The 20,552-nt window shown below is 48.1% G+C and carries 17 protein-coding genes; 9 read left to right on the top strand and 8 right to left on the bottom strand.

The features are described from left to right. Positions 1 to 148: 148 nt before the first annotated feature. The 4 genes from DW931_RS07845 to DW931_RS07830 form a co-directional block, all read right to left on the bottom strand. A complete protein-coding gene (locus DW931_RS07845) occupies positions 149 to 1,207 on the bottom strand; it encodes an ABC transporter substrate-binding protein (protein WP_117796237.1) in 1,059 nt (352 codons plus the stop codon). 179 nt (positions 1,208 to 1,386) lie between these two features. Beyond that, a complete protein-coding gene (locus DW931_RS07840) occupies positions 1,387 to 2,976 on the bottom strand; it encodes a sensor histidine kinase (protein WP_118481905.1) in 1,590 nt (529 codons plus the stop codon). Between the two features lie 194 nt (positions 2,977 to 3,170). Next, positions 3,171 to 4,286, bottom strand: a complete 1,116-nt coding sequence (locus tag DW931_RS07835) for a response regulator (RefSeq protein WP_118481904.1) — start codon at positions 4,284 to 4,286, stop codon at positions 3,171 to 3,173. Between the two features lie 112 nt (positions 4,287 to 4,398). Then, on the bottom strand, positions 4,399 to 5,232 hold the full coding sequence (locus DW931_RS07830; RefSeq protein ID WP_118481903.1) for a carbon-nitrogen hydrolase family protein: 834 nt from the start codon (positions 5,230 to 5,232) through the stop codon (positions 4,399 to 4,401). 350 nt (positions 5,233 to 5,582) lie between these two features. Between DW931_RS07830 and DW931_RS07825 the strand changes: the two genes are divergently transcribed. Together DW931_RS07825 and DW931_RS07820 are read left to right on the top strand one after the other, a co-directional pair. After that, positions 5,583 to 6,365, top strand: a complete 783-nt coding sequence (locus tag DW931_RS07825; protein WP_118481902.1) for an ABC transporter ATP-binding protein — start codon at positions 5,583 to 5,585, stop codon at positions 6,363 to 6,365. Beyond that, on the top strand, positions 6,355 to 7,167 hold the full coding sequence (locus tag DW931_RS07820; protein ID WP_118468306.1) for an ABC transporter permease: 813 nt from the start codon (positions 6,355 to 6,357) through the stop codon (positions 7,165 to 7,167). Before DW931_RS07825 ends, DW931_RS07820 begins: the two co-directional genes overlap by 11 nt. Before the next feature lie 131 nt (positions 7,168 to 7,298). Here DW931_RS07820 and DW931_RS07815 read toward each other — a convergent pair whose 3' ends face one another. Beyond that, complete coding sequence (locus tag DW931_RS07815; RefSeq protein WP_118481901.1) at positions 7,299 to 8,039, bottom strand: YoaK family protein; 741 nt, start codon at positions 8,037 to 8,039, stop codon at positions 7,299 to 7,301. 229 nt (positions 8,040 to 8,268) lie between these two features. Then, the gene (locus DW931_RS07810; protein ID WP_107000609.1) at positions 8,269 to 9,774 is read right to left on the bottom strand and encodes an alanine/glycine:cation symporter family protein; all 1,506 of its coding nucleotides are present in this window, start codon (positions 9,772 to 9,774) and stop codon (positions 8,269 to 8,271) included. Between the two features lie 651 nt (positions 9,775 to 10,425). Between DW931_RS07810 and DW931_RS07805 the strand changes: the two genes are divergently transcribed. Together DW931_RS07805 and DW931_RS07800 are read left to right on the top strand one after the other, a co-directional pair. Then, complete coding sequence (locus tag DW931_RS07805; protein WP_181357188.1) at positions 10,426 to 11,310, top strand: LysR family transcriptional regulator; 885 nt, start codon at positions 10,426 to 10,428, stop codon at positions 11,308 to 11,310. A gap of 58 nt (positions 11,311 to 11,368) precedes the next feature. Then, complete coding sequence (locus DW931_RS07800) at positions 11,369 to 12,292, top strand: LysR family transcriptional regulator (RefSeq protein ID WP_107000611.1); 924 nt, start codon at positions 11,369 to 11,371, stop codon at positions 12,290 to 12,292. Positions 12,293 to 12,375: 83 nt separating this feature from the next. On the opposite strand, the gene DW931_RS07795 is transcribed toward DW931_RS07800, so the two are convergent. Beyond that, positions 12,376 to 12,660, bottom strand: coding sequence for a helix-turn-helix transcriptional regulator (locus DW931_RS07795; protein WP_022360005.1), 285 nt, complete (start codon positions 12,658 to 12,660; stop codon positions 12,376 to 12,378). Positions 12,661 to 12,974: 314 nt separating this feature from the next. Here DW931_RS07795 and DW931_RS07790 point away from each other — a divergent pair, with 314 nt between their 5' ends. The 5 genes from DW931_RS07790 to DW931_RS07770 all read left to right on the top strand — a co-directional run bounded on the left by DW931_RS07790 (position 12,975) and on the right by DW931_RS07770 (position 18,911). Continuing rightward, on the top strand, positions 12,975 to 14,297 hold the full coding sequence (locus tag DW931_RS07790) for a sodium-dependent transporter (protein WP_107000612.1): 1,323 nt from the start codon (positions 12,975 to 12,977) through the stop codon (positions 14,295 to 14,297). Between the two features lie 555 nt (positions 14,298 to 14,852). Further along, positions 14,853 to 15,878, top strand: coding sequence for an ATP-binding cassette domain-containing protein (locus DW931_RS07785; RefSeq protein WP_107000613.1), 1,026 nt, complete (start codon positions 14,853 to 14,855; stop codon positions 15,876 to 15,878). Continuing rightward, positions 15,875 to 16,543, top strand: coding sequence for a methionine ABC transporter permease (locus DW931_RS07780; protein WP_107000614.1), 669 nt, complete (start codon positions 15,875 to 15,877; stop codon positions 16,541 to 16,543). The genes DW931_RS07785 and DW931_RS07780 overlap by 4 nt, the downstream gene beginning before the upstream one ends. A 74-nt stretch (positions 16,544 to 16,617) precedes the next feature. Beyond that, entirely contained in the window at positions 16,618 to 17,523 is a 906-nt protein-coding gene (locus DW931_RS07775) for a MetQ/NlpA family ABC transporter substrate-binding protein (RefSeq protein ID WP_107000615.1), read from the top strand. A 47-nt stretch (positions 17,524 to 17,570) separates the two neighbouring features. Continuing rightward, entirely contained in the window at positions 17,571 to 18,911 is a 1,341-nt protein-coding gene (locus DW931_RS07770) for an amidohydrolase (RefSeq protein WP_107000616.1), read from the top strand. Positions 18,912 to 18,998: 87 nt separating this feature from the next. Here DW931_RS07770 and DW931_RS07765 read toward each other — a convergent pair whose 3' ends face one another. Beyond that, positions 18,999 to 20,543, bottom strand: a complete 1,545-nt coding sequence (locus DW931_RS07765; RefSeq protein ID WP_118481899.1) for a PucR family transcriptional regulator — start codon at positions 20,541 to 20,543, stop codon at positions 18,999 to 19,001. Positions 20,544 to 20,552 lie beyond the last annotated feature (9 nt).

Below are 20,552 nucleotides of genomic sequence, written 5' to 3'. Positions count from 1 at the left end.
GACGGAAACCTAAGCCTCCAGCCCCGCGCCTCCTGATTGCCAAGTGCCTGCCGTCCGCCGAAACCTCCGGTCTGACACTCATTCACTTACGGTCAAAAGCGATTGCCTGTCCGATTATTAACATTTAAAAATACCATTCAAAAGCGAATTAGTAAGCTCTTGTCTTTAAGATTTCTTCCAGATCCATGCTTGTATCGAAGTATGCTTCGTCTACGTACTGAATCTTCTCAACCTCTTCGCCTTTTTCCAGTTTCTGGATGATTTCAGCTACACGCGGACCATGAAGCGGGTTGCACTCGAAGGTTGCGTTTAAGTCGCCAGCGATCATGGACTCGAAAGCTGCCTTTACGGAGTCAAAACTTACAACGATGATGTCGCCGTCCGGACCACAGGTCTTGCCTGCTGCCTTGATAGCATCGATGGCACCAAATGCCTCGTTATCATTCTCACAGATAACAACGTCGATGTCATCATAGCTCTTTAAGAAGGACTCCATAACTTCCTGTCCTTTTGCCTGGGTAAACTCACCAGACTGTCTGTCAAGCATCTTCCAGTTGGAGTGCTCTTTCAGCTTGTTATCCATACCTTCCGTACGACCAACCTGTGCGGATGCACCGATGGTACCCTGAATGGTAACCATGTTGATCTCTTCGTCGCCGCGTCCCTGATCCTCTAAGTATTTAGCCAGCCAGTCGCCGCAGGTCTCGCCTTCTTTTACGAAGTTTCCGCCTACCCATGCCTCATACAGGCTGTCATCAGAAAGCTGCATCTGACGGTCAGAAAGGATAACCGGGATACCAGCCTCTTTTGCTTCTTCCAGAACGGTCTCCCATCCAGTCTCAACAACCGGAGCAACTACAATGTAGTCAACACCCTGCTGGATGAAAGAACGGATTGCCTTAATCTGATTTTCCTGTTTCTGCTGTGCATCGTCGAAAATCAGTTTGTAACCATTTTCCTCAGTAAATGTAGATTTGAAAGATTCGGTGTTGGCTGTTCTCCAGTCAGACTCAGCACCAACCTGTGCATAACCTACGGTAATCAGATCGCCGTCTGCTGCCGCTTCTTTCTCTTCACCCTCTTCTGCTGCCTCTGTATCAGCCGGAGCTGCTGCCTCCGTCTCTTTCTCAGCCGGATTGCTTGTACAAGCGGTCATGGATAACGCCATTGCTGCTGCTAAAGCTGCGGACACTAATCTTTTTCTCATACTGTTTCCTCCTTATAAGACCCAATATATTTGTTTTTGCGTATTTATTATAACAAAGTACCCCGCATCATGGATACGGGGCATCTTTGGAAAAAGGTATATTATTTTTTTGCGATGTTTGTCGTTTTCTGTGTTTTTCCGGGTATGTCTTTAAAAAATTACAATTTTTTTCGAAAAAGTTATGATTTTTTTTGATTTCCCAAATAAACCTTAAAGCAGGTGCCGATATTCTTTTCAGATTCAACCAGGATCTCAGCCTGATCGCCATAATACATCTGAATCCGCTGCACCACATTATGTAACCCAAATCCGCCGCTGCCGATGGGGGCAAGTTCCTCTTCCGGCTCCAGTGTCAGCTTGGCGCGCACGGCGGCAAGCTCCGCCTCATCCATGCCAATCCCATCGTCCTCCACCTCAAAGACAAGCCCATTCCGATCCTCATAGCCGCGGAGCACAATGCATCCGCCGCCGCGCTTATTTTTGATGCCGTGGTAGAGGGCATTTTCCACCAGCGGCTGCAGCAGCATTTTCAGCACAATCCGGTGCCGGATGGACGGCTCGATCTCGATCGAATAGTCGAGAATGTCCTCGTACCGGATCTTCTGAATCTTTAAATAGCTCCGGATGTGTGATTCTTCCTCCTCGATCGTGATAAAATCGCGCCCGCCCGATAAAACCGTGCGAAAAAAGTCGCTTAAATCCGTCGTCATCTCCACGACCTGGCGGTTGTTGCCGCCCTCTGCCATCCATACGATCGAATCAAGTGTATTATAGAGGAAATGGGGACTGATCTGCTCCTGGTGGAGGCGCAGCTCCAGCTCCCGCAGGTTCTTCTGCTCCTGCCTCGTCTTATCAAGCAGCCGCCGGATGCGGTCGCTCATCTGGTTAAACGCCCGTGCCAGCACGTTGATCTCTTCCAATCCGCCCGTTCTCGCCCTCGCATTCAGGTTCCCGCGACCGAGCTGTTCTGCCGTCCTCTGTAACTGCTGCAGCGGTTCCGTGATGGATTTCGTGATCGTGACTGCCAGAAACATACCGACCACCAGCACCACCAGAAGAAGCGCCAGATAGCTCTGCACCTGATCCGCCATCTGCACCTTCAGCTCTTTCTGAAGCTGCTCCATGTTGATCATCTCATAATAGGTATACTGCGTGATGTAATCCTGAATCATCGAGCACAGACCCTGGATGTCATTCTCCCAGATATTGACATTTTCATCGTAATATCCACCGGCGGCGGCATTTCCAATCATTTTATCCACTGCCCGCTCCAGGGAATCCAGACAGGAGAGGATACCTCTTATCTTGATATCACAGTCCGACCCCGGTTCCCGCTCGATCGTCGTTCCGAACGCCTGTCTTGCCGACGCAATCAGGCTGTGGGGATTCTTGACCACCGTCGCATACTTCGTCTCGCCCTCGACAATATCTCCATTTTCGAACTGTTCCGCGTCAATCAGCCCGATCATAACACGGTACATCGAATACTCCATATCCGATTTAAACTTTATGTTGTACTCATTCGCCGTCTTGAGATTTGCCAGAATCGCGTCGTAGGAAGCAGAATAGGAAGCGATCATCTTCTGGAACCCGAGCGCCATGCCTGTTAATGGAATGGCAATCACGAAGAGGAGAAGGATCAGACGGGCGCGGAGAGAAAGAGGGCGATATGGACGGGCAGCGGATAATGAATCCGCGCCCGGATCCTGATTTTTGTTTACCTCTGCCATCCCTTCTGTTTTTCCAATCTGCCCCTGCTCCACTCCCATATCTTTCCTCCCTTTTTGAACACCTATGTACTTTCGGAATCTTTCTGTGCTTGATTTTGTGAGATGATTTTTTGTCAGTTGTGCCCAAATTTCTGAGGCGTACGCGGTACGTACGTTGATGAAATTCGGGTGCAGCTGGCGGAAAATCAGCCACAAAAGCAAGTGCAGAAAGACTCCGAGAGTACATAACTTCCTTACTCCTGCCGCGTCTGGCTCGCCTTATACTCTTTCGGCGACTGCCCCATCGCTTTCTTGAATGCCGCGCTGAAATAGTGTGAATCGTTGTATCCCACCTGCTCCCCGATTTCGGACGTCCGGTAGGAGGTACATTTCAAAAGTTCACACGCCCGTTCCATCCGCACCTGCGTCAGATACTCCACAAAGGACTGCCCCGTCTCCTGCTTGAAAATCGAGCTGAAATAGCTCGGACTGACGCCAATGTGCACGGCAATCCGGTTCAGCGACAGGTCGCTCTGGCTGAAATTTGCCCGGATATATTCCTTTGCATCCCGGATCACGCTGCCATAACGGTCGTTCGACGCCCGGTCGCGCGCCTGCAGAGCAGCCGTAAACTCCTCAATCAGATAGGCTTTCGTCATCTCCACGCTCTCGATCACCTTCGGAACCCGTTTTATGTCAACCACGCTTTCCGAAACCTCCGGCGGCTCCGCTTTCAATTTCTTCAAAAACTCCTGCACACAGTAAAAAATATCCATCGTCATATACTGACGCAGCAAGAGCGATTTGTAATTATGTTCACCGATCGCTGCAAAATACTCCTCGACAAACGGACTGCACTCTTCGACTGAGCCGAGCTTTAAAAAATCGTTGATGAGCTTCCGGTCAACACCGCTGTAATCCGTTTTATCCAGAAATTCCGTATATTTTTCGTAGCTGACAAAATACCTCTCCAGAAGCTTTGATTTTTCCCGCTCTTCCCGGATCTCGTCCGCCGCCTTTTTCAACGCATCGATGAGTCCCGCCGAGGATACCGGCTTCAGCAGATAATCGCTGATTCCTATCTTGATCGCCTCTTTTGCATATTCAAATTCATTATAGCCGCTGAGCACGATGATCCGCGTGCGCGGAAGCGCCTTTTTCACCAGGCGGCTCAGCTCCAGCCCGTCCATAAACGGCATCTTGATATCCGTCACCAGAATATCCGGCTGTGCCTTCAATATCAGCGGATACGCGTACTCGCCGTCGCCCGCCTCCCCCGCAAATTCAAATCCGTGGCTTGCCCAGTCAATATTATCCCGGATACCGCGCCGGATGATCGCCTCATCCTCTACCAGAAACACCTTTACCATGGTTTTCCCCCCTGGACTCCATTTTTCTCTGTCCTTTTTATCCATTTGCCCGAATACACCCGTTTTTCATTTCCGTCCAGACGCCATTTTGACGGCTGAAAATATTCACGCCTTACTTCTTCTCACTCACTTCATACAAATCACTCCGCCGGTTTTCCAGCGACGGAATCTGCTTCCGTATCTTCTCCAGATAATCTAAATCAATCTCCGCATAGGTGATCCCCGGTGCATCCTTTGACCGTGCAATCACCGTTCCCCACGGATCTGCCACCAGGCTGTTGCCGTATGCCGCATACGCCGGTTTCTGTCCAATCTGTCCCGGTGCCACGATGTAACAGCCGTTCTCGATCGCCCGCGCCCGCAGAAGAACCTCCCAGTGATCCTTTCCCGTCGGCATCGTAAAGCTCGCTGGAACAAAGATAACCTGCGCCCCGCGAAGCGCCATGAGCCGGTAAATCTCCGGAAAACGCACATCATAGCAGATCGACATTCCAAAAACGCCCAGCTCCGTCTCCACCGTCACAATCGAATCGCCCGGTTTGACCCGGTCCGACTCCCGGTACGGCGTGCCGTCCGCCAGCGTGATGTCAAACATATGCAGTTTGCTGTATGTCGCCAGAATCTTCCCCTCCGGCGAAATCAGCACACTCGTATTTGCCGATCGCTTTTCCCCCGGAAGTGCCTGCGTGATACTGCCCCCTTGAATATAGATGCCGTGTTCCTTCGCTTTCGCGCAGAGGCGCTCGGTCGTGTACCCTGGAATTTCCTCGCGTCCGCCGCCTTCACCGATATTTTTCCCGATCAGATTCATCACCTCCGGGAAACAAATAAGCTTCGCCCCCCTTGCCGCCGCCTCGTCAATCCAGGCGCATGCCGTCTCCAGATTTTTCCCTTTATCATTCTGCGTATCCATCTGCATCAATGCCACTGTATATCTGCGTATCATAAATACCCCCTGTATCCTGTCTATAAGCGCTTTTCTCTCCACAATTACCTATATTTTATTATAGCATCTCTTTTCCACACGGGTCAACCAATGCAAGGCGCTTCTCGCACAACCAGTAACCCGGCTTTGTTACTATACACGCATACGTGTCCAGTAACGGAATTTGCCGTGGCTTCGCATTTCAATACGGCAAATTCCTGCTGCCACCACGTTTTCTTACGGCACTTTCGGTTCCAAAAGTGCCTACCCGTGTACAGTAACCCGGCTTTTCATTTCCGCATATTATAAAGTAAGAATGTTTCAAGGAGCGTAACTGTCCCACTGATACACAGTTACCCAGGTATTTGCTTATGCCGCCCATTCTGGAAGTTTCCGGGCTTTCCTATTCCTATCACACGATGTCTGGGGAGACGAAAGCCCTTTCTGATATATCATTTCAGGTAGAAACCGGCGAATTTATCGCCATTGTCGGACCGTCCGGCTGTGGAAAATCCACGCTGCTCTCCTTAATCAGCGGGCTCCTGCCGCCGGAAGAAGGTTCCATTCTTATAAATGGGGTTCCGCTCTCGAAAAGCCAGTGCCGCATCGGTTATATGCTGCAAAGCGACCAGCTTTTCGAGTGGAGGACGATCATCCAGAATGCTGCCCTCGGGCTGGAAATTCAGAAAAAAATGGATCATGCCGCGGAAGACCGCCTCCACCGGCTCTTAAAAATCTACGGACTGGAACAATTTGAGCATTCCCGCCCCTCCGAACTATCCGGTGGAATGCGCCAGCGCGCCGCCCTGATCCGGACACTGGCGCTGGAACCGGAGCTTCTGCTTCTCGACGAACCATTTTCGGCGCTCGATTATCAGACACGCTTAACCGTCTGCGACGATATCAGCACCATCATCCGGGAGAGCCGCAAAACAGCGATTCTGATCACCCACGACCTCTCCGAAGCCGTGAGTGCCGCCGACCGCATCCTGGTTCTGACTAAACGCCCCGGAACCATCTGCCGCATCCTGCCGGTTACCTTCCCGCTGTCCGCTAACCGACCGCTGGAACGCCGGAATGATCCGGCTTTTTCTCTTTATTTCAATGAACTATGGAAAACACTGCAAGGGGAGGGCAAAAAGTATGAAATGTAAGAAAGAATCCACCGCCCAGAAAGCCTACCTCCGCCGCCAGCTCCATCGGCGCCGTCTGGTTCTCTTCTGCCGGATTTTCTTATTCGTTTTCTTTTTAATATGCTGGGAAATGAGCGCCCGACTGGGGCTCATCGACGCGTTTATTTTCAGTTCCCCGTCACGCACCGTGCGCTGTTTCCTGCGGATGATGCAGGACAAAAGCATCCTCATCCACACCGGTGTGACGCTCTATGAAACGCTGATCAGCTTTACACTGGTCATCCTCTGCGGGCTGATCGGCGCGATTCTCCTCTGGTCGAGCCGGAATCTTTCAGAGATTCTGGAGCCGTATCTCGTCATGCTCAACAGTCTGCCGAAATCCGCCCTCGCCCCGATTCTCATCGTCTGGCTTGGGAGCAACATCCGCACGATCATCGTTGCCTCCATCTCGGTCGCTGTCTTCGGCTCGATCCTGACACTCCACAACGGATTTTCCTCGATGGATCCCGACCAGATCAAATTAATCCGGTCCCTCGGAGGAAACCGGATTCATATTTTAACCAAAGTCCTGCTGCCAGGCTCAATCCCGCTGATTCTCGCCAACATGAAGGTCAACATCGGTCTCTGCCTGGTTGGCGTCATCATCGGTGAATTTCTCGCTGCCAAACAGGGACTCGGATATCTGATCATCTACGGCTCACAGGTATTCCAGATGGATATGGTTGTGATGAGTATTATTCTTTTATGTATTATGTCTGCGGCGCTATATCAAGTAGTAGGAATACTGGGAAAATTTCTACAGCAGCAATATCACCAGCATTAAAGCAATCTGTCCACTGCTTCACGTTTGCTGTTCTTAAGCGCCTGCATTTTTCCGCATCCTGTTCCCGCCAAGGCCTGTTTCCTGCCGCTTTTCTTTCCTGCATCTTGTAGAAACCTTGCAGGGAACAGACTTTACAGCTTCTGCTCCTTCTCCAGCTTCTCTGCTTCTTCCATCTCCTCTGCCGCCTCGACTGCCGTCTCCTCCGGAGTCTCGCTTTCAAGCGGAGCCGTACCGACCGCGATAAAGGTTCTCGCAGCCGCCAATGGCAAAAAGCCTACATAGGCGCTATAGATGCCGAACTGACCGACCGCCCACGCTCCGAGTACCACGCCCAGGAAAAAACAGATGACCGTATAGGTATAAAGAATTGCTTTTCTCTTAAATTCCTTATCCTTTGTCAGACCGTACTGCAGCCAGCCAAGCACCGACTGTTTGAAGTTGTTCGTCATAAAGATCGTCGCACTGTTAAATCCGTCGGCACCGGAATAGACGCCCCACTGAAATGCGGATGCAAAGAAAATCGGATAAATTCCGACCAGCGCCGGTTCAAGCGGCAGCATCGATGCCAGTGCCAGCGCAGCCGCATCCACCCAGAGGGCAAGTTTCCGCATGTTTATCTTCGTAAAGTTCGTGAGCAGATATGCGGATGCCACGCCCAGTCCAAACAGCACCAGCGCAGCCAGACGCAGAAGGACGTTAAACCATTCCATCGATACCAGTTCCGCTCCCATCTCCATCAGGTTGCCTGTCTGAGCAGAGCCAAAGTTTCCGACATGAAGCAAAATCGCATAGGCTCCGAGAAATCCCCCGACCAGGGATATATTCCAATGAAGGATCGCATCCAGGCGATCCCGAATCACTTTCTGTACCATACCATTACCGCCTTTCGCGGTTGATTGTATCGCGCGGCGGCTGGATCGTCAATGACAATTTACAAAAAATTACCATTTCTATCATAGACATTATCTATATAATGGCAAAAAAATCACTCCGGATAGTCTCCCAAAAAAACAGTCCCTGCCACACGACAGGGACTGCCTTTTATATTAGACTTTAGGAGTTAAACTCTATATCTAATAATATGTAACGATTCACATCCGATTATTTATCTTCTGCGATACGTTTTTTGTTGATGTCTTTCCACATCTCAACGTCTACGCCCTTCCAGCAAAGCTTATCCGGGTTGTAGTACGGGTCTTTCTTTGCCTTCATCTGCTCTTCATAGTCTTTGTACAGTGCAAATACCTTCGGAGACAGAAGCAGTACAACTAACATGTTGATCCATGTAGATCCACCAAGTGCAAGGTCAGAAAGATTCCAAGCCAGACCGGAATCGATATTGCCCCAGATGAAGATAAGGATAGGCATAACAATCTGCATAATTCTGATAACTACTTTACGGGTAGCTGCTTTATCATCGCCCTGGAACAGGTAAAGAACCGAAGTCTCGCCCTCGTAATAGTAGCTGATTAAGCATGTAAAGGAGAACAGAGCCAGCATGATAGCAATGAACAGAGGAGCAATACTTCCCATAACGGTGCTGCAGGCATTCTGAACGAAAATAACGCCATATGTTCCATCTGCTGCTAACTGAGCCATCTGATCGTGCATTGCACCGGTACCACCGATGTAACCAAACTGTGTATTGTAGCATCCGCTTAAGAGCATCATCAGACCAGAAGCGGTACATACGATAACGGTATCCAGCCAAACACCAGCTGCGTTTGCCATACCCTGTTTAATCGGGTGGCTGGTCTCTGCTGCTGCTGCGGTCGGCATGGACTCACCCATACCAGATGCAGATGAGAATGTGCCTCGTTTAACACCCTGCTGGATAGCGATACCAACGCCGCCGCCCAGAAGAGCTTCTTTGGAACCAAATGCACAGGATACAACCTGAGCGATAACGCTCGGAATCTGACCTGCGTTTGCGATTAAGATAACAACGGTTGCAATCAGGTAAATGCCTACCATCGGCGGAACCAGCATAGATGCTACAGAACTGATTCGTTTAACACCACCCATAACTACAACTGCCATAGCCAGTGCGATAACCAGAGCCGAAATCCACATCGGAATACCTAAAGCGTTCTTAAATCCATCGCAGATTGTAAAGGTAGCTGCTGCCGGCATGAATAATACAACGCCCAGTCCGAAGAATGCTGCATAGAAGGTACCATAAGCTTTCCAGCCAAGACCTCTCTCAGCACAGTAAGCGCCGCCGCTTCGATACTGACCATCGATACGGTTCTTATAAAGTACGGATAATGTACACTCAGTAAAGCAAACAGCAGAGTTTGTCATACCAGCGATGATCATCCAGAAGAGTGCGCCAGGTCCGCCCATGTAAAGAGCTACGGCTACACCGGCTACGTTACCGGTACCAACACGCATCGCCATGGTTGTACAGAAGGATGCGAATGAAGAAATACCGGATTCAGACTCCGACTTGTCAATGATTCGGCTCCACATATCTTTAAAATGAACAAACTGGAAAAAGCCGAGACGGATTGTAAAGTATAAACCACTACCAACAATCAGAACTAACATTCCAACGCCCCAAATGGGTCCGTTCAACATACTGACGATGTTGTTAATTGCTTCCATATAAAGTTCCCCCTTTATTTGATGTAGTGCCGCGCGCTGGCTAAGCAAGTTTTTCAATTCGCTCAAAAAACTTCTTGCTTTTGAAAAAATTATATCACTAAAGTGAAATTTGTTCAACAAAATTATTTGAATTTATTATGCAGAGTTTTCATGATATAGCATAGAATCATGAATCCCTCTGTTTTTTTCATGAAATAAATTGCACTTTTTCGAGCGTCAATTAGTATAAATGCACAAGATATCATGATATTTTGTCTACAACTGCGCCATTTTCCGTTAGACTCCCGTTCAGAATTTTGTCCATTTTCTTTCGGAGTTTCATGAATTTTGTTTACCATTTGTTTATTTTTTAACTTTTTGTGTGTTTCATTTAGATGAATTTTTTATGTTGTATTTGAGATCGTAGGCATATTTCTATCTTTTTCTCCCATTTCTTTCACGAATATGATATACTAGGGACACTTGGCAGAGCCATCGGAATGAATGTCCGCCGCACACGCACCCATGTAATCCGCCCGGATATTCCGTATGAATCAGATTCGTATTCTACATAATTCTTACAAATCTTCTCATCCTCCTTTGGTATCTGTCAGCTCTGTACATTTTATGAATCAGACCGAACGCTTATTACGAAAATGGAGGGAGTATTTTTTGGATCTCAAAGATATGCGGCTTTTTTTAGCCATTGCAGAAGAAAATAACCTGACGCGTGCCGCCCAGAAAAACGGTTACACGCAGTCGGCGGCAAGCCATATGCTGCGAAATATTGAAACAGAACTCGGGTTTTCCCTGTTTTCGCGTTCCCAGAGAGGACTTGCCCTGACGCGGAACGGCGAGGCACTGCTTTCCCCGATCCGGCGGACGCTGGCGGCGGCGGAATATTTTGATCAGACAGCTGCCTCCATCCGGGGTGTCCAGACCGGGCACATCCGGATCGGCGCTTACTTAAGCGCTTCCGTCCAATGGCTGCCGCCCGCCCTCAAAAAGTTTCTTACCGATTACCCGGATATGACCGTTGAAGTGCTGGAGGGGTGTTCACAGGAGATTGAAGGATGGCTGGAAAATAGCTCCATCGATTTTGGCATCGTCGGCCCCCACCCGGACGGAAAGATGGACTGGCTTCCCCTGAAAAAAGAACCCTACCTGGCTGTCTGCGCGAACGATTCCCCTTATGCTGAATATGAGCGCTTTGACTTAAAGGATCTCCCCAAGGTTTCTTATATAGAAGAAAAAGGTGAAAATGACCTGCTGCGCCAGTTCCAGCAGCTCGGCATCACACCGCCAAAGCCGTCGTTTACCTCGCAGAACACCTACTCCATGCTGGCGATGGTCAGCCACAACCTGGGCGTCTGCATCCTGCCGGAGCTGGTTGTCCGTGATATTTCTAAAAATGTTGTCCGGCTGCCGCTCAATCCGCCGATGGAGCGCGTGCTCGGTGTCCGGATTCCGTCAGCAAAAAAAGCGTCCCCAGCTGCCAGCCTGCTGATCGCGCAGCTGCAGCGGACGGTGTTTGAGTTAGAAGGGCCACTTTTATAGTCAGATGCTTTTTAGAAACTTAAGATGAAAGTTTTGGGAAAAGAGGAGTCATTCGAATATGAATTTTCAATCAATGGAATATTTTGCCGCGGTTGCGAAAAACCGCAGCTTCACTAGGGCCGCCGATGCGCTGCATATTACCCAGCAGACATTAAGCGCCCATATCGCCGGAATCGAGCGGGAGCTTGGATGTCCGCTCCTAATCCGTCACATCCCGCTGGAGCTTACCTATGCGGGGGAGGTATTTCTGCGCTATGCAACGGAATTTAATACAAAATATGACTGTATGCTTCACGAATTTGGCGATATTTTAAATAACCAGACAGGAAAACTGCGGATCGGCATCGCATTCACGCGCGGACACGCCATCATGCCGGAGCTGATCGCCGCCTTTCAAAAGGAATATCCCGGCGTGGATGTGGAACTCGTCGAATCTTCCAACGATGTGCTGCAAAAATACCTGCTGGACGGCACAATTGATCTGGCGATCGCCAATTTTTCAGTTCGCATTCCCGGCATCATTCTGCGGGATTTCTATGAGGAAGAGATGGTTCTCATCGTCTCCACTGCCCTGCTGCAGAACATTTACGGCAAACAGACCGAAGCCATTATCCAGGAAGTCAGCCGCCATCACCGCTACTCCCTTCTGGCTCCATGTCCGTTTCTCCTAAACCGTGAACATGATCTAGTCGGACGCATCGGGCGGAATATCCTCGCGACAGACAACTTCGTCCCCTCGGTTCATGCCTGCTCTGACAACATCGCTACCCTGCTTGCCCTCTGCGCGATGGGAAAAGGTGCCTGCATCAGCCCAAAAAACCTCGCATTTTCTATTCTCAGCAAGGAACAGCTGGATACACTCCATGTCTTTACGCTCGGGGAAGAAGCGCGGTACCCGATCAAATTTGCGTGGCTGAAACAGAGCTATGAGTGGAATATGATTTCACGGTTTATTGAATCGTCGCTGAAATGCACTCATTAAAAACAGGGGAGACAGCCTCACACACACCGCTGTCTCCCCTGTTTATTCCCCAAATGGTCCCTGTGCGCCCCGGCGCACGCCTCTTATTCATCTACCAATGTAATCTGTACCCGTTTCCCCATCGCCGCTGCGATCTTTACCATAAAATCCAGCGACGGATTGTAGCTGCCGCTCTCGAAGCGGGTGATATTCGGCTGGGAAATCCCCGCCTTTCTGCCAAGCTCCGTCTGTGTCATGCCGTTTAACTTACGATTCTGCTTAAATCCCTCGATCGTCGCCTCCCGCGCCTCCTGCTGCCAGCGCTCCATCCACTGTCTGTATTCCGCATCCGTCTGAAACGTCTCCGGAATCCTGTTTGCGTTTTTCATTGTGCTACCTTCTCCTTTTCGAATCTGCTCTGCCGCGGCGCCACCCTCCCAAAGCCCGCCGCTGCCGTCCTCTATAGAATACCATCTTTCCACCCTATAAATCAAGGTATTTCCCTGTAACGGTTCACCGGCAGTTACTTTAGATCGCCTTTTCCCCTAAAACATACGATTCGCGCGCTCTGCCACTTGAAAGCAATGCCTCTCTTCTGGTATAATAGATGGACTTATGCAAACATCTGCCTGACCGCTTCCAATCGGCGGACTTCTAGATATTTGCGGCAAATCTTATATAATGTTTGAGGAGTTACAATTTCATGGAAAAAAGAGAATCTTTCAACAGTAAGTGGGGCTTCATCCTCGCCTGTATCGGCTCAGCGGTCGGTATGGGAAATCTCTGGATGTTTCCCACCCGCGTCTCCCTGTACGGCGGTGGCTCGTTCCTGATCCCGTACTTTATCTTCGTCGCCCTGATCGGCTCCACGGGTGTCATCGGGGAAATGTGCCTGGGACGCGGCACCCGCTCCGGTCCAATCGACGCGTTCGGCGCTGCCTGCGAGACACGCGGCAGGCGCAAACTGGGTGACGCGCTCGGTTTCATCCCGGCAGCCGGTTCCCTCGCGATGGCGATCGGCTATACCGTCGTCATGGGCTGGATCCTAAAATATGCCATCGGAGCCTTTACCGGTGCCACGCTTGCCCCGGCCGACACAGACGGTTTTGCCTCTGCTTTCGGCTCGATGGCGTCCGCATTTGGAAACAATGGCTGGCAGCTTGCCGCCCTCTTCTTCTGCATTCTGATTCTGATGTTCGGCGTCGGAAGCGGAATCGAGAACGCCAACAAGCTGATGATGCCGGTATTCTTCATCCTGTTTGTCTTTTTAGGCATCTACGTAGCATTCCAGCCGGGTGCGATGCAGGGTTACCGCTACATTTTCCGCATCGATCCTGAGATCCTCGCAGACCCAAAAACATGGATTTTCGCACTGGGGCAGGCATTTTTCTCCCTGTCCGTCGCCGGAAATGGAACCTTAATCTACGGTTCCTACCTCTCCGATGAGGAAAACATCCCGGCATCCGCCGCGCGGGTTGCCCTGTTTGATACGATCGCCGCGATTCTCGCCGCCCTCGTCATCATCCCGGCAATGGCAACCACCGGCGCAAAACTTGATCAGGGTGGTCCGGGACTTCTCTTCATCTACCTCCCGAACCTCATCCGCTCAATGCCGGGCGGTACGTTGATCGCGATTATTTTCTTCGTAGCCGTTCTCTTCGCCGGGATGACCTCCCTGCTCAATCTCTACGAAGCACCGATCGCCACCGTCCAGGAAAAACTCCACCTCGGCCGCGTCCCTGCCTGCGCAGTTATCGGTATCATCGGAGCTGCCGTCTCCCTGTTAATCCAGGGCATCGTCTCCGACTGGATGGACGTTCTCTCCATCTACATCTGCCCTCTCGGTGCCGGACTCGCCGGAATCATGTTCTTCTGGGTATTCGGAAAAGACTATGCAGAAACGCAGGTCAACAAAGGTCGCGAAAAGAATTTTACAAAATGGTTTGTACCGGTGTGCCGCTATATTTATATTCCGGTATGTGCGCTGGTATTAATATTAGGCATCGCATTGGGCGGTATTGGATGATATGAAAAAGAATGTGCCTTGGCACATTCTCGCGGAGCGTTTTTTATTTCATAGGACACAATTTCCTATGAAATAAAAAAATGATTGACAAATCTCATTTCCGCGCTATAATAAGAGCTATCATTTAAAACCCACAAAACAAGTAGGAAATATATTTTTATAATCGTTTATGAATTTTAAGGAAAGGAGGAAACCATCATGAGAACATCTTATTCAGTTATGTCTGCTATGTGTTGTTGTATGGAGTGTATGTTCTGCTGTTGCTGTGACACTCTTACTTTTGTTGTGCAGGCAGATAACTGGATGATATCTTCATGAGGTTTTTCTCATCTTGCTTTCACTGGAAAGTGATAGATACAATCCAATTTAGGAGGTCTGGACAACCAGACCTCCTTTTTTGTACCCATTTATATTTCAGTATGCAAAATTAAATATTTATATTGCATTCAGATATATCATTCGTATAAAAAACGCGACACATACAGAAGTCATTTTTCAGGAATTATCCCTTAAAAATGTGCTTCCCCAGATAAACAAAGTTAAAGGAGACCAGAAATGATTCGATTTGAACATTTAAGTAAAACATTCCAGACGAAAGACGGTGCATTTGAAGCACTGAAGGATGTGTCCTTCGAAATCGAAAAGGGCGATATCTACGGCGTCATCGGTTACAGCGGTGCCGGAAAATCCACCCTGATCCGAATGGTAAACGCCCTGGAAAGACCGACTTCCGGAAAGATTTTTGTCGAAGATAAGGACATTGGAAGCCTGAGTGCAAAAGAGCTTCGCAGCCTCCGAAAGGGAATCGGAATGATTTTCCAGCAGTTCAACCTCCTGGAATCCAAGACAATTTACGACAACGTCGCGATTGCCCTGAAACTAAACGGCACCCCCAAAAAAGACATCGAAGCGCGTGTGAATGAGCTGCTGGAGTTCGTCGAACTTTCCGATAAGAAGTCCTACTATCCGGGACAGCTCTCCGGCGGACAGAAACAGCGCGTCGGTATCGCAAGGGCACTTGCAAATAATCCGTCGATTCTTCTCTGCGATGAGGCGACCAGCGCCCTCGACCCGAAAACGACCGATTCCATTCTCGATTTGCTAAAGAAGATTAATGAAACTCTTCATATTACAATTGTGATTATCACACATGAGATGAATGTCATCCAGAAAATCTGTAATAAAGTCGCCGTCATGGATTTCGGTAAAGTCGTAGAAACGGGCTCTGTCATCCAGGTTTTCTCAGACCCGCAGTCCGATATCGCCAAACGGTTTGTCGGCAATCTCATCCACGACGTTATTCCGGAACCGCTCGTCGAGAGCATCCGCCGAGAAACGCGGAACAGCCGCCTTCTCCGCATCAAGCTGGAAAATACAGACAGCACGGAACCGCTTCTGTGGGATATTAACCGGCGGTTTGAGGTGGAAACCAACATTCTCTACTCCACCATCAACGTTATTCAGGGCATCGTCGTCGGCATCATGCTCGTTCTCTTCATCGGAAGCGACGAGGAAATCAAAAAAGCCGAGCGCTACATTCTCGAATCAAACGAAGAATATAAGGAGGTTGTATTACCATGATTCAGCAGTATTTAGGCATTTCGCCGGACAAACTCATCAAGGCCGGTTGGGAAACCCTGTATATGGTCGGTTTTTCCCTGATTATCGGTTCCATCGTCGGATTTTTCATCGCCATTGTCTTATGGCTGACCCGCAAAGGCGGGCTCAAAGAAAATCCACTGCTTTACACGATTTTAAACGGTTTCATCAACATCATCCGAAGCACACCGTTTATCATCCTTCTGGTATGTGTAATGCCCTTTACGAAAATCATCGTCGGCACCCGGATCGGTACCAAGGCGGCCATCGTGCCGTTAGTTATCTATACCGCCCCATTTTTAGCAAGACTTCTTGAGACATCGCTTCTGGAAGTCGGCGGTGGCATCATCGAGGCAGCCCAGTCGATGGGAGCGACCACGTTCCAGATTATCGTTCATTTTGTGCTTCCGGAAGCATTTGCTTCGGTTATCCTGGCTCTGACAACCGGCACCATCGCCCTCATCGGAGCAACTGCGATGGCTGGCTACATCGGAGGCGGCGGCATCGGAAACATCGCCCTGACCTACGGCTATCAGACCTTTAACTTCCCGCTGATGTTTGCGACCGTTTTCATCCTGATTGCATTTGTCTGGATCATCCAGAGTCTGGGAAACCGACTGTCACAGAAGAGACGGACACATCAGTAAACCAAATTATATCATAAAAGCTATTAAATTATTTTATATACAAAATAATAAAACGAAAAAAGGAGAACCCCATTATGAAAAACGTAAAAGCCTATGTAAGAACCACCCTGACCGCCGGTCTGATCCTCGCAGCTGCTGTTCTGGGAGGCTGCTCAAAGAGTGATGCTGGAAGCTCCGCTGCTGATACTGCCGCTGCTTCTTCCGGCACCGAATCTGCTGCTTCCGCCGATGCTTCCAATTCTAATAAGAAGGAGCTCAAATACGGAAAAGCTGCCGGTCCGTACACTGTCTTATTTGAGGATGCCATCAAACCAATTCTGGAAAAAGAGGGCTATACACTCACCGAGGTTGATTTCTCTGACCTTCTCCAGAATGACCTTGCTTTAAATGACGGCGAAATCGATTTCAATGTAGAGCAGCATACCGCTTATGCCGAAAATTTCGACGAAGCCCAGAAGGGTAACCTGGTCCCGATTTCCCCGATTCCTACCGTTCCGGCTGCCATCTTTTCTGCCACCGAAACCTCTCTGGACGCCATTCAAGACGGTGCCAAAGTAGCCGTTCCAGACGATGCCGCCAACACAGCCCGCGCTTATGTACTCTTACAGAAAGCCGGATGGATCACCTTAAACCCGGATGTGGATCTCTCCACTGTCACCCAGGCAGACATCACGGAAAACCCTTACAACATCGAATTTACCGAAATGAACTCCACCAATATTCCAGCTGTTTTAGATGACTTTGATTATGCGGTTATCACCGGAAGTATTGTATACAATGCAGGAATCGATCCATCCACTGCCCTTCTTCAGGAAGACATCCTGCCGCATCTGATTCTGCAGGTCGTTGTAAAAGAGGAAAATAAAGATGCTCAGTGGGCAAAAGATATCGTTGCTGCTTACCACTCCGATGAATTCAAAGAATATTTAGACAAGAATAACAATGGTTTATGGTTTGTTCCGGAGGAACTGTTTAACTAATAGGAAACAGCATCGGAATACACCAGCAGGAAACAGGGGGATTTCACATGGCTCTCATTTTAGATAAAACCGAACAGAAAATTGTCGATATCATCGACGCACACCGCGACGAGATCATCGCATTCGCCAAAGATATCTACACCCATGCAGAGCTGGGTTATAAAGAATACAGAACTGCAGAAAAATTTGCTTCTTTCATGAAAAATCTGGGTCTTGAGACAAAGGAAGGACTGGCTGTCACCGGTGTCAAAGCCTACTTAAATGAAGAAGAGAAAACGAATGTAAGTCTGGCTCTCATCGGGGAACTGGATGCGCTCCGCATCCCGGAACATAAATATTCCAATCCGGAGACTCAGGGAGCTCACTGCTGCGGACATCATGCCCAGCTGGCCGGTGTCATCGGTGCAGCCCTGGCTCTGACCAATGAAGATGTAAAAAAAGAGCTGGACGGACAGGTTGTATTCTTCGCCGTACCGGCAGAGGAATATGGTGAGATTGAATTTAAAAACTCCCTGACCGCACAGGGCAAAATCAAATACGGTGGCGGAAAATGTGAACTCATCCGCATCGGTGCTTTTGATGACATCGACCTGGATATCGTCCACCACACCGGTGATAAAGATATCAGTGTCGGTTCCCACTCCAACAACGGTTTCGTCTCCAAGGTCATTCGTTATAAGGGACTGGCTGCCCACGCAGCCGGTGCCCCGCATCTGGGAGTCAATGCATTAAATGCAGCCTCCCTCGGACTTTCCGCCCTGGCTTACCAGCGCGAAACCTTCCGGGATGATGACCATGTCCGGATTCATCCCATTATCACAAAAGGCGGTAATCTCGTCAATGTAGTACCGGATGAGGTGGTAATCGAAACTCTGGTACGTGCCGCCAACAAAGATGCCATCGCAGATGCTGCCGCCAAAACCGACCGTGCCTTCAAAGCCGGTGCCATCGCCGTCGGTGCTTCCTGCGAAATCACCACTATGCCCGGATATCTTCCGGCTCTGAGTGAAAAAGCCGATGAATCAGTTCTGGCAGCCGCTGAGATTGCCGCACAAACCAGTGAAAACGATTACCAGATCGTCCAGGAAGATACCCACGCCTACAGCGGCGGTTCCACCGATGTGGGGGATGTACAGCATCTGCAGCCGGTCCTTACCTTCAACACCGGCGGTAAGGTAAGCGGCCTCCACTCCGTTGATTTCGATATCGTAGACGAGGAACTTGCCTATGTGGTCACTGCAAAAATCTTCGCCCTCTCCGCTTACCGCCTGCTTCGGGACGGGGCTGTGAAAGCAAAAGAAATTGTGGCGAATTATCAGCCCATCTTTACCAAAGAGGAGTATATCAAATATATGGATTCCTTTATCAAGACGGAAACGTATTCATAATGGATTTCATTATTTGCTAAATTTCTAATATTTTATAGAAAAGACAGGAGATATTGTTTATTGCAACACGTCCTGTCTTTTCCTCCCTCACAAAATATCCTTTTCTTCTAGTATTTCTGGATATAAATCCAATATTTTATATGTAAATAGCAACCTTTCTACAATATCTGCCGTATAGTTTGAAATTCCTGATAAGTCATTAAATTTTCTTAATCTATATTCCATTGTATTTCGATGAATTCCCAATTTCTGTGCAGCTGCTGTTACACTAGCAAGTTCTAAAGCAATTCTTTTAGAATATGCGAATGAAGTACCATATTTGTGGTCATATCTAAATACCTCTAGTAATTCAGGCATACAAAAGTATTGGATATGTCCTTCCCTTCCAATCTTCTTTATAGCACAATACATAATATAATCTTGATAATGAATCAGGCTTTTATTAAAATGCAGACTTTTTTCAAGTCCTATAACCATTAATAGTTGATTAAGAATATATGCAAAATCTGTAATTTTATGGAATTGATTGCTGCATACTGCTAGCAAATCATATTTTTCCAGAAATGCTTCCAACACATTCAAGCATATTCCAACCTCTTTTGTATCAAAAAATAAAATCAGTTTTCTATTGACTTCAAGAATAATGGCTTCAGGGAAAATCAGCGACAAATGATTTCTATATGACATCATCATTCGTGACTCTGCCTTTCTGGTTTTATCAGAAATAGCAATTATATAGTAATGATCATGAAGCATCCACGAAAAACCTTCTGCCCGTTTTTTGAACTCTGCTTCTGAGTATTTTGCATCCTGAATTAATTCTTGCAATAGATTTTCACTTCGTGTTGTATTAGGTAAAATATTTTCTTTTTCAAGAAATAGTTGAAGTGCTCCACACAAAAAATTCATAATTTCGATATCACTATCTTTGAACGGATGATTATAAGCCACCGTTAAAAACCAGCCAAAATATCTTCGATTTACAATCAATCGGCAAATTAAACGTTCTCTTTTTTTGGGTGATTTCAAAAGAAACGTCTGCGGTGTATTTTTTATTTGCTCCAGAACGTTAGCGTAATCGTATTTCTGAAATAGTTCACTTGTCACATATCCCATTCGAAATACACTATTTAATATCTCGTCATCTGCAGCCATTACTTCATTTGCCGAATGTACCAATAATCTTGTTGTAAAATCTTGTAATAAAATAGGATTTCCAAGGATACTAGCAGCAACATCCAATAAATCCTTTATAGACGTACAATCAAACAAAGCACGACTGATCGCCAATTCTGCCTCCAAGATACGACTTTCCAAATTTAATTTCGATAAAAGTGCTGTAAACACTTCTCCCGGAGCATCACTCTGATATATTATATAATTCTCTGGTTTCTGCATATCAATAAAATCATTCAAATTTCCTAAAAGAATAAATATAGATGGGGCTTCCAGACAGCCATCTCCTACCTCTAACAATACCGGAGCTGTTACCACATAAATAATATTTTTTGTGAATGCTACAGACGTCAATGAAAGATTACAGACTGGGCAAATGTTCTGAGACATATCTTTTATGTGAATTTCTTCTATATTCTCAGCTGATAATGCCTCTGTCAAAACGGAAAGCTTCATATTTTCTCA

Source organism: Clostridium sp. AM43-3BH, from assembly GCF_003479985.1.
GTDB lineage: Bacteria > Bacillota > Clostridia > Lachnospirales > Lachnospiraceae > Otoolea > Otoolea fessa.
Note: the sequence above shows the minus strand (reverse complement) of the source record. Positions and strands in the feature narration are given on the sequence as shown.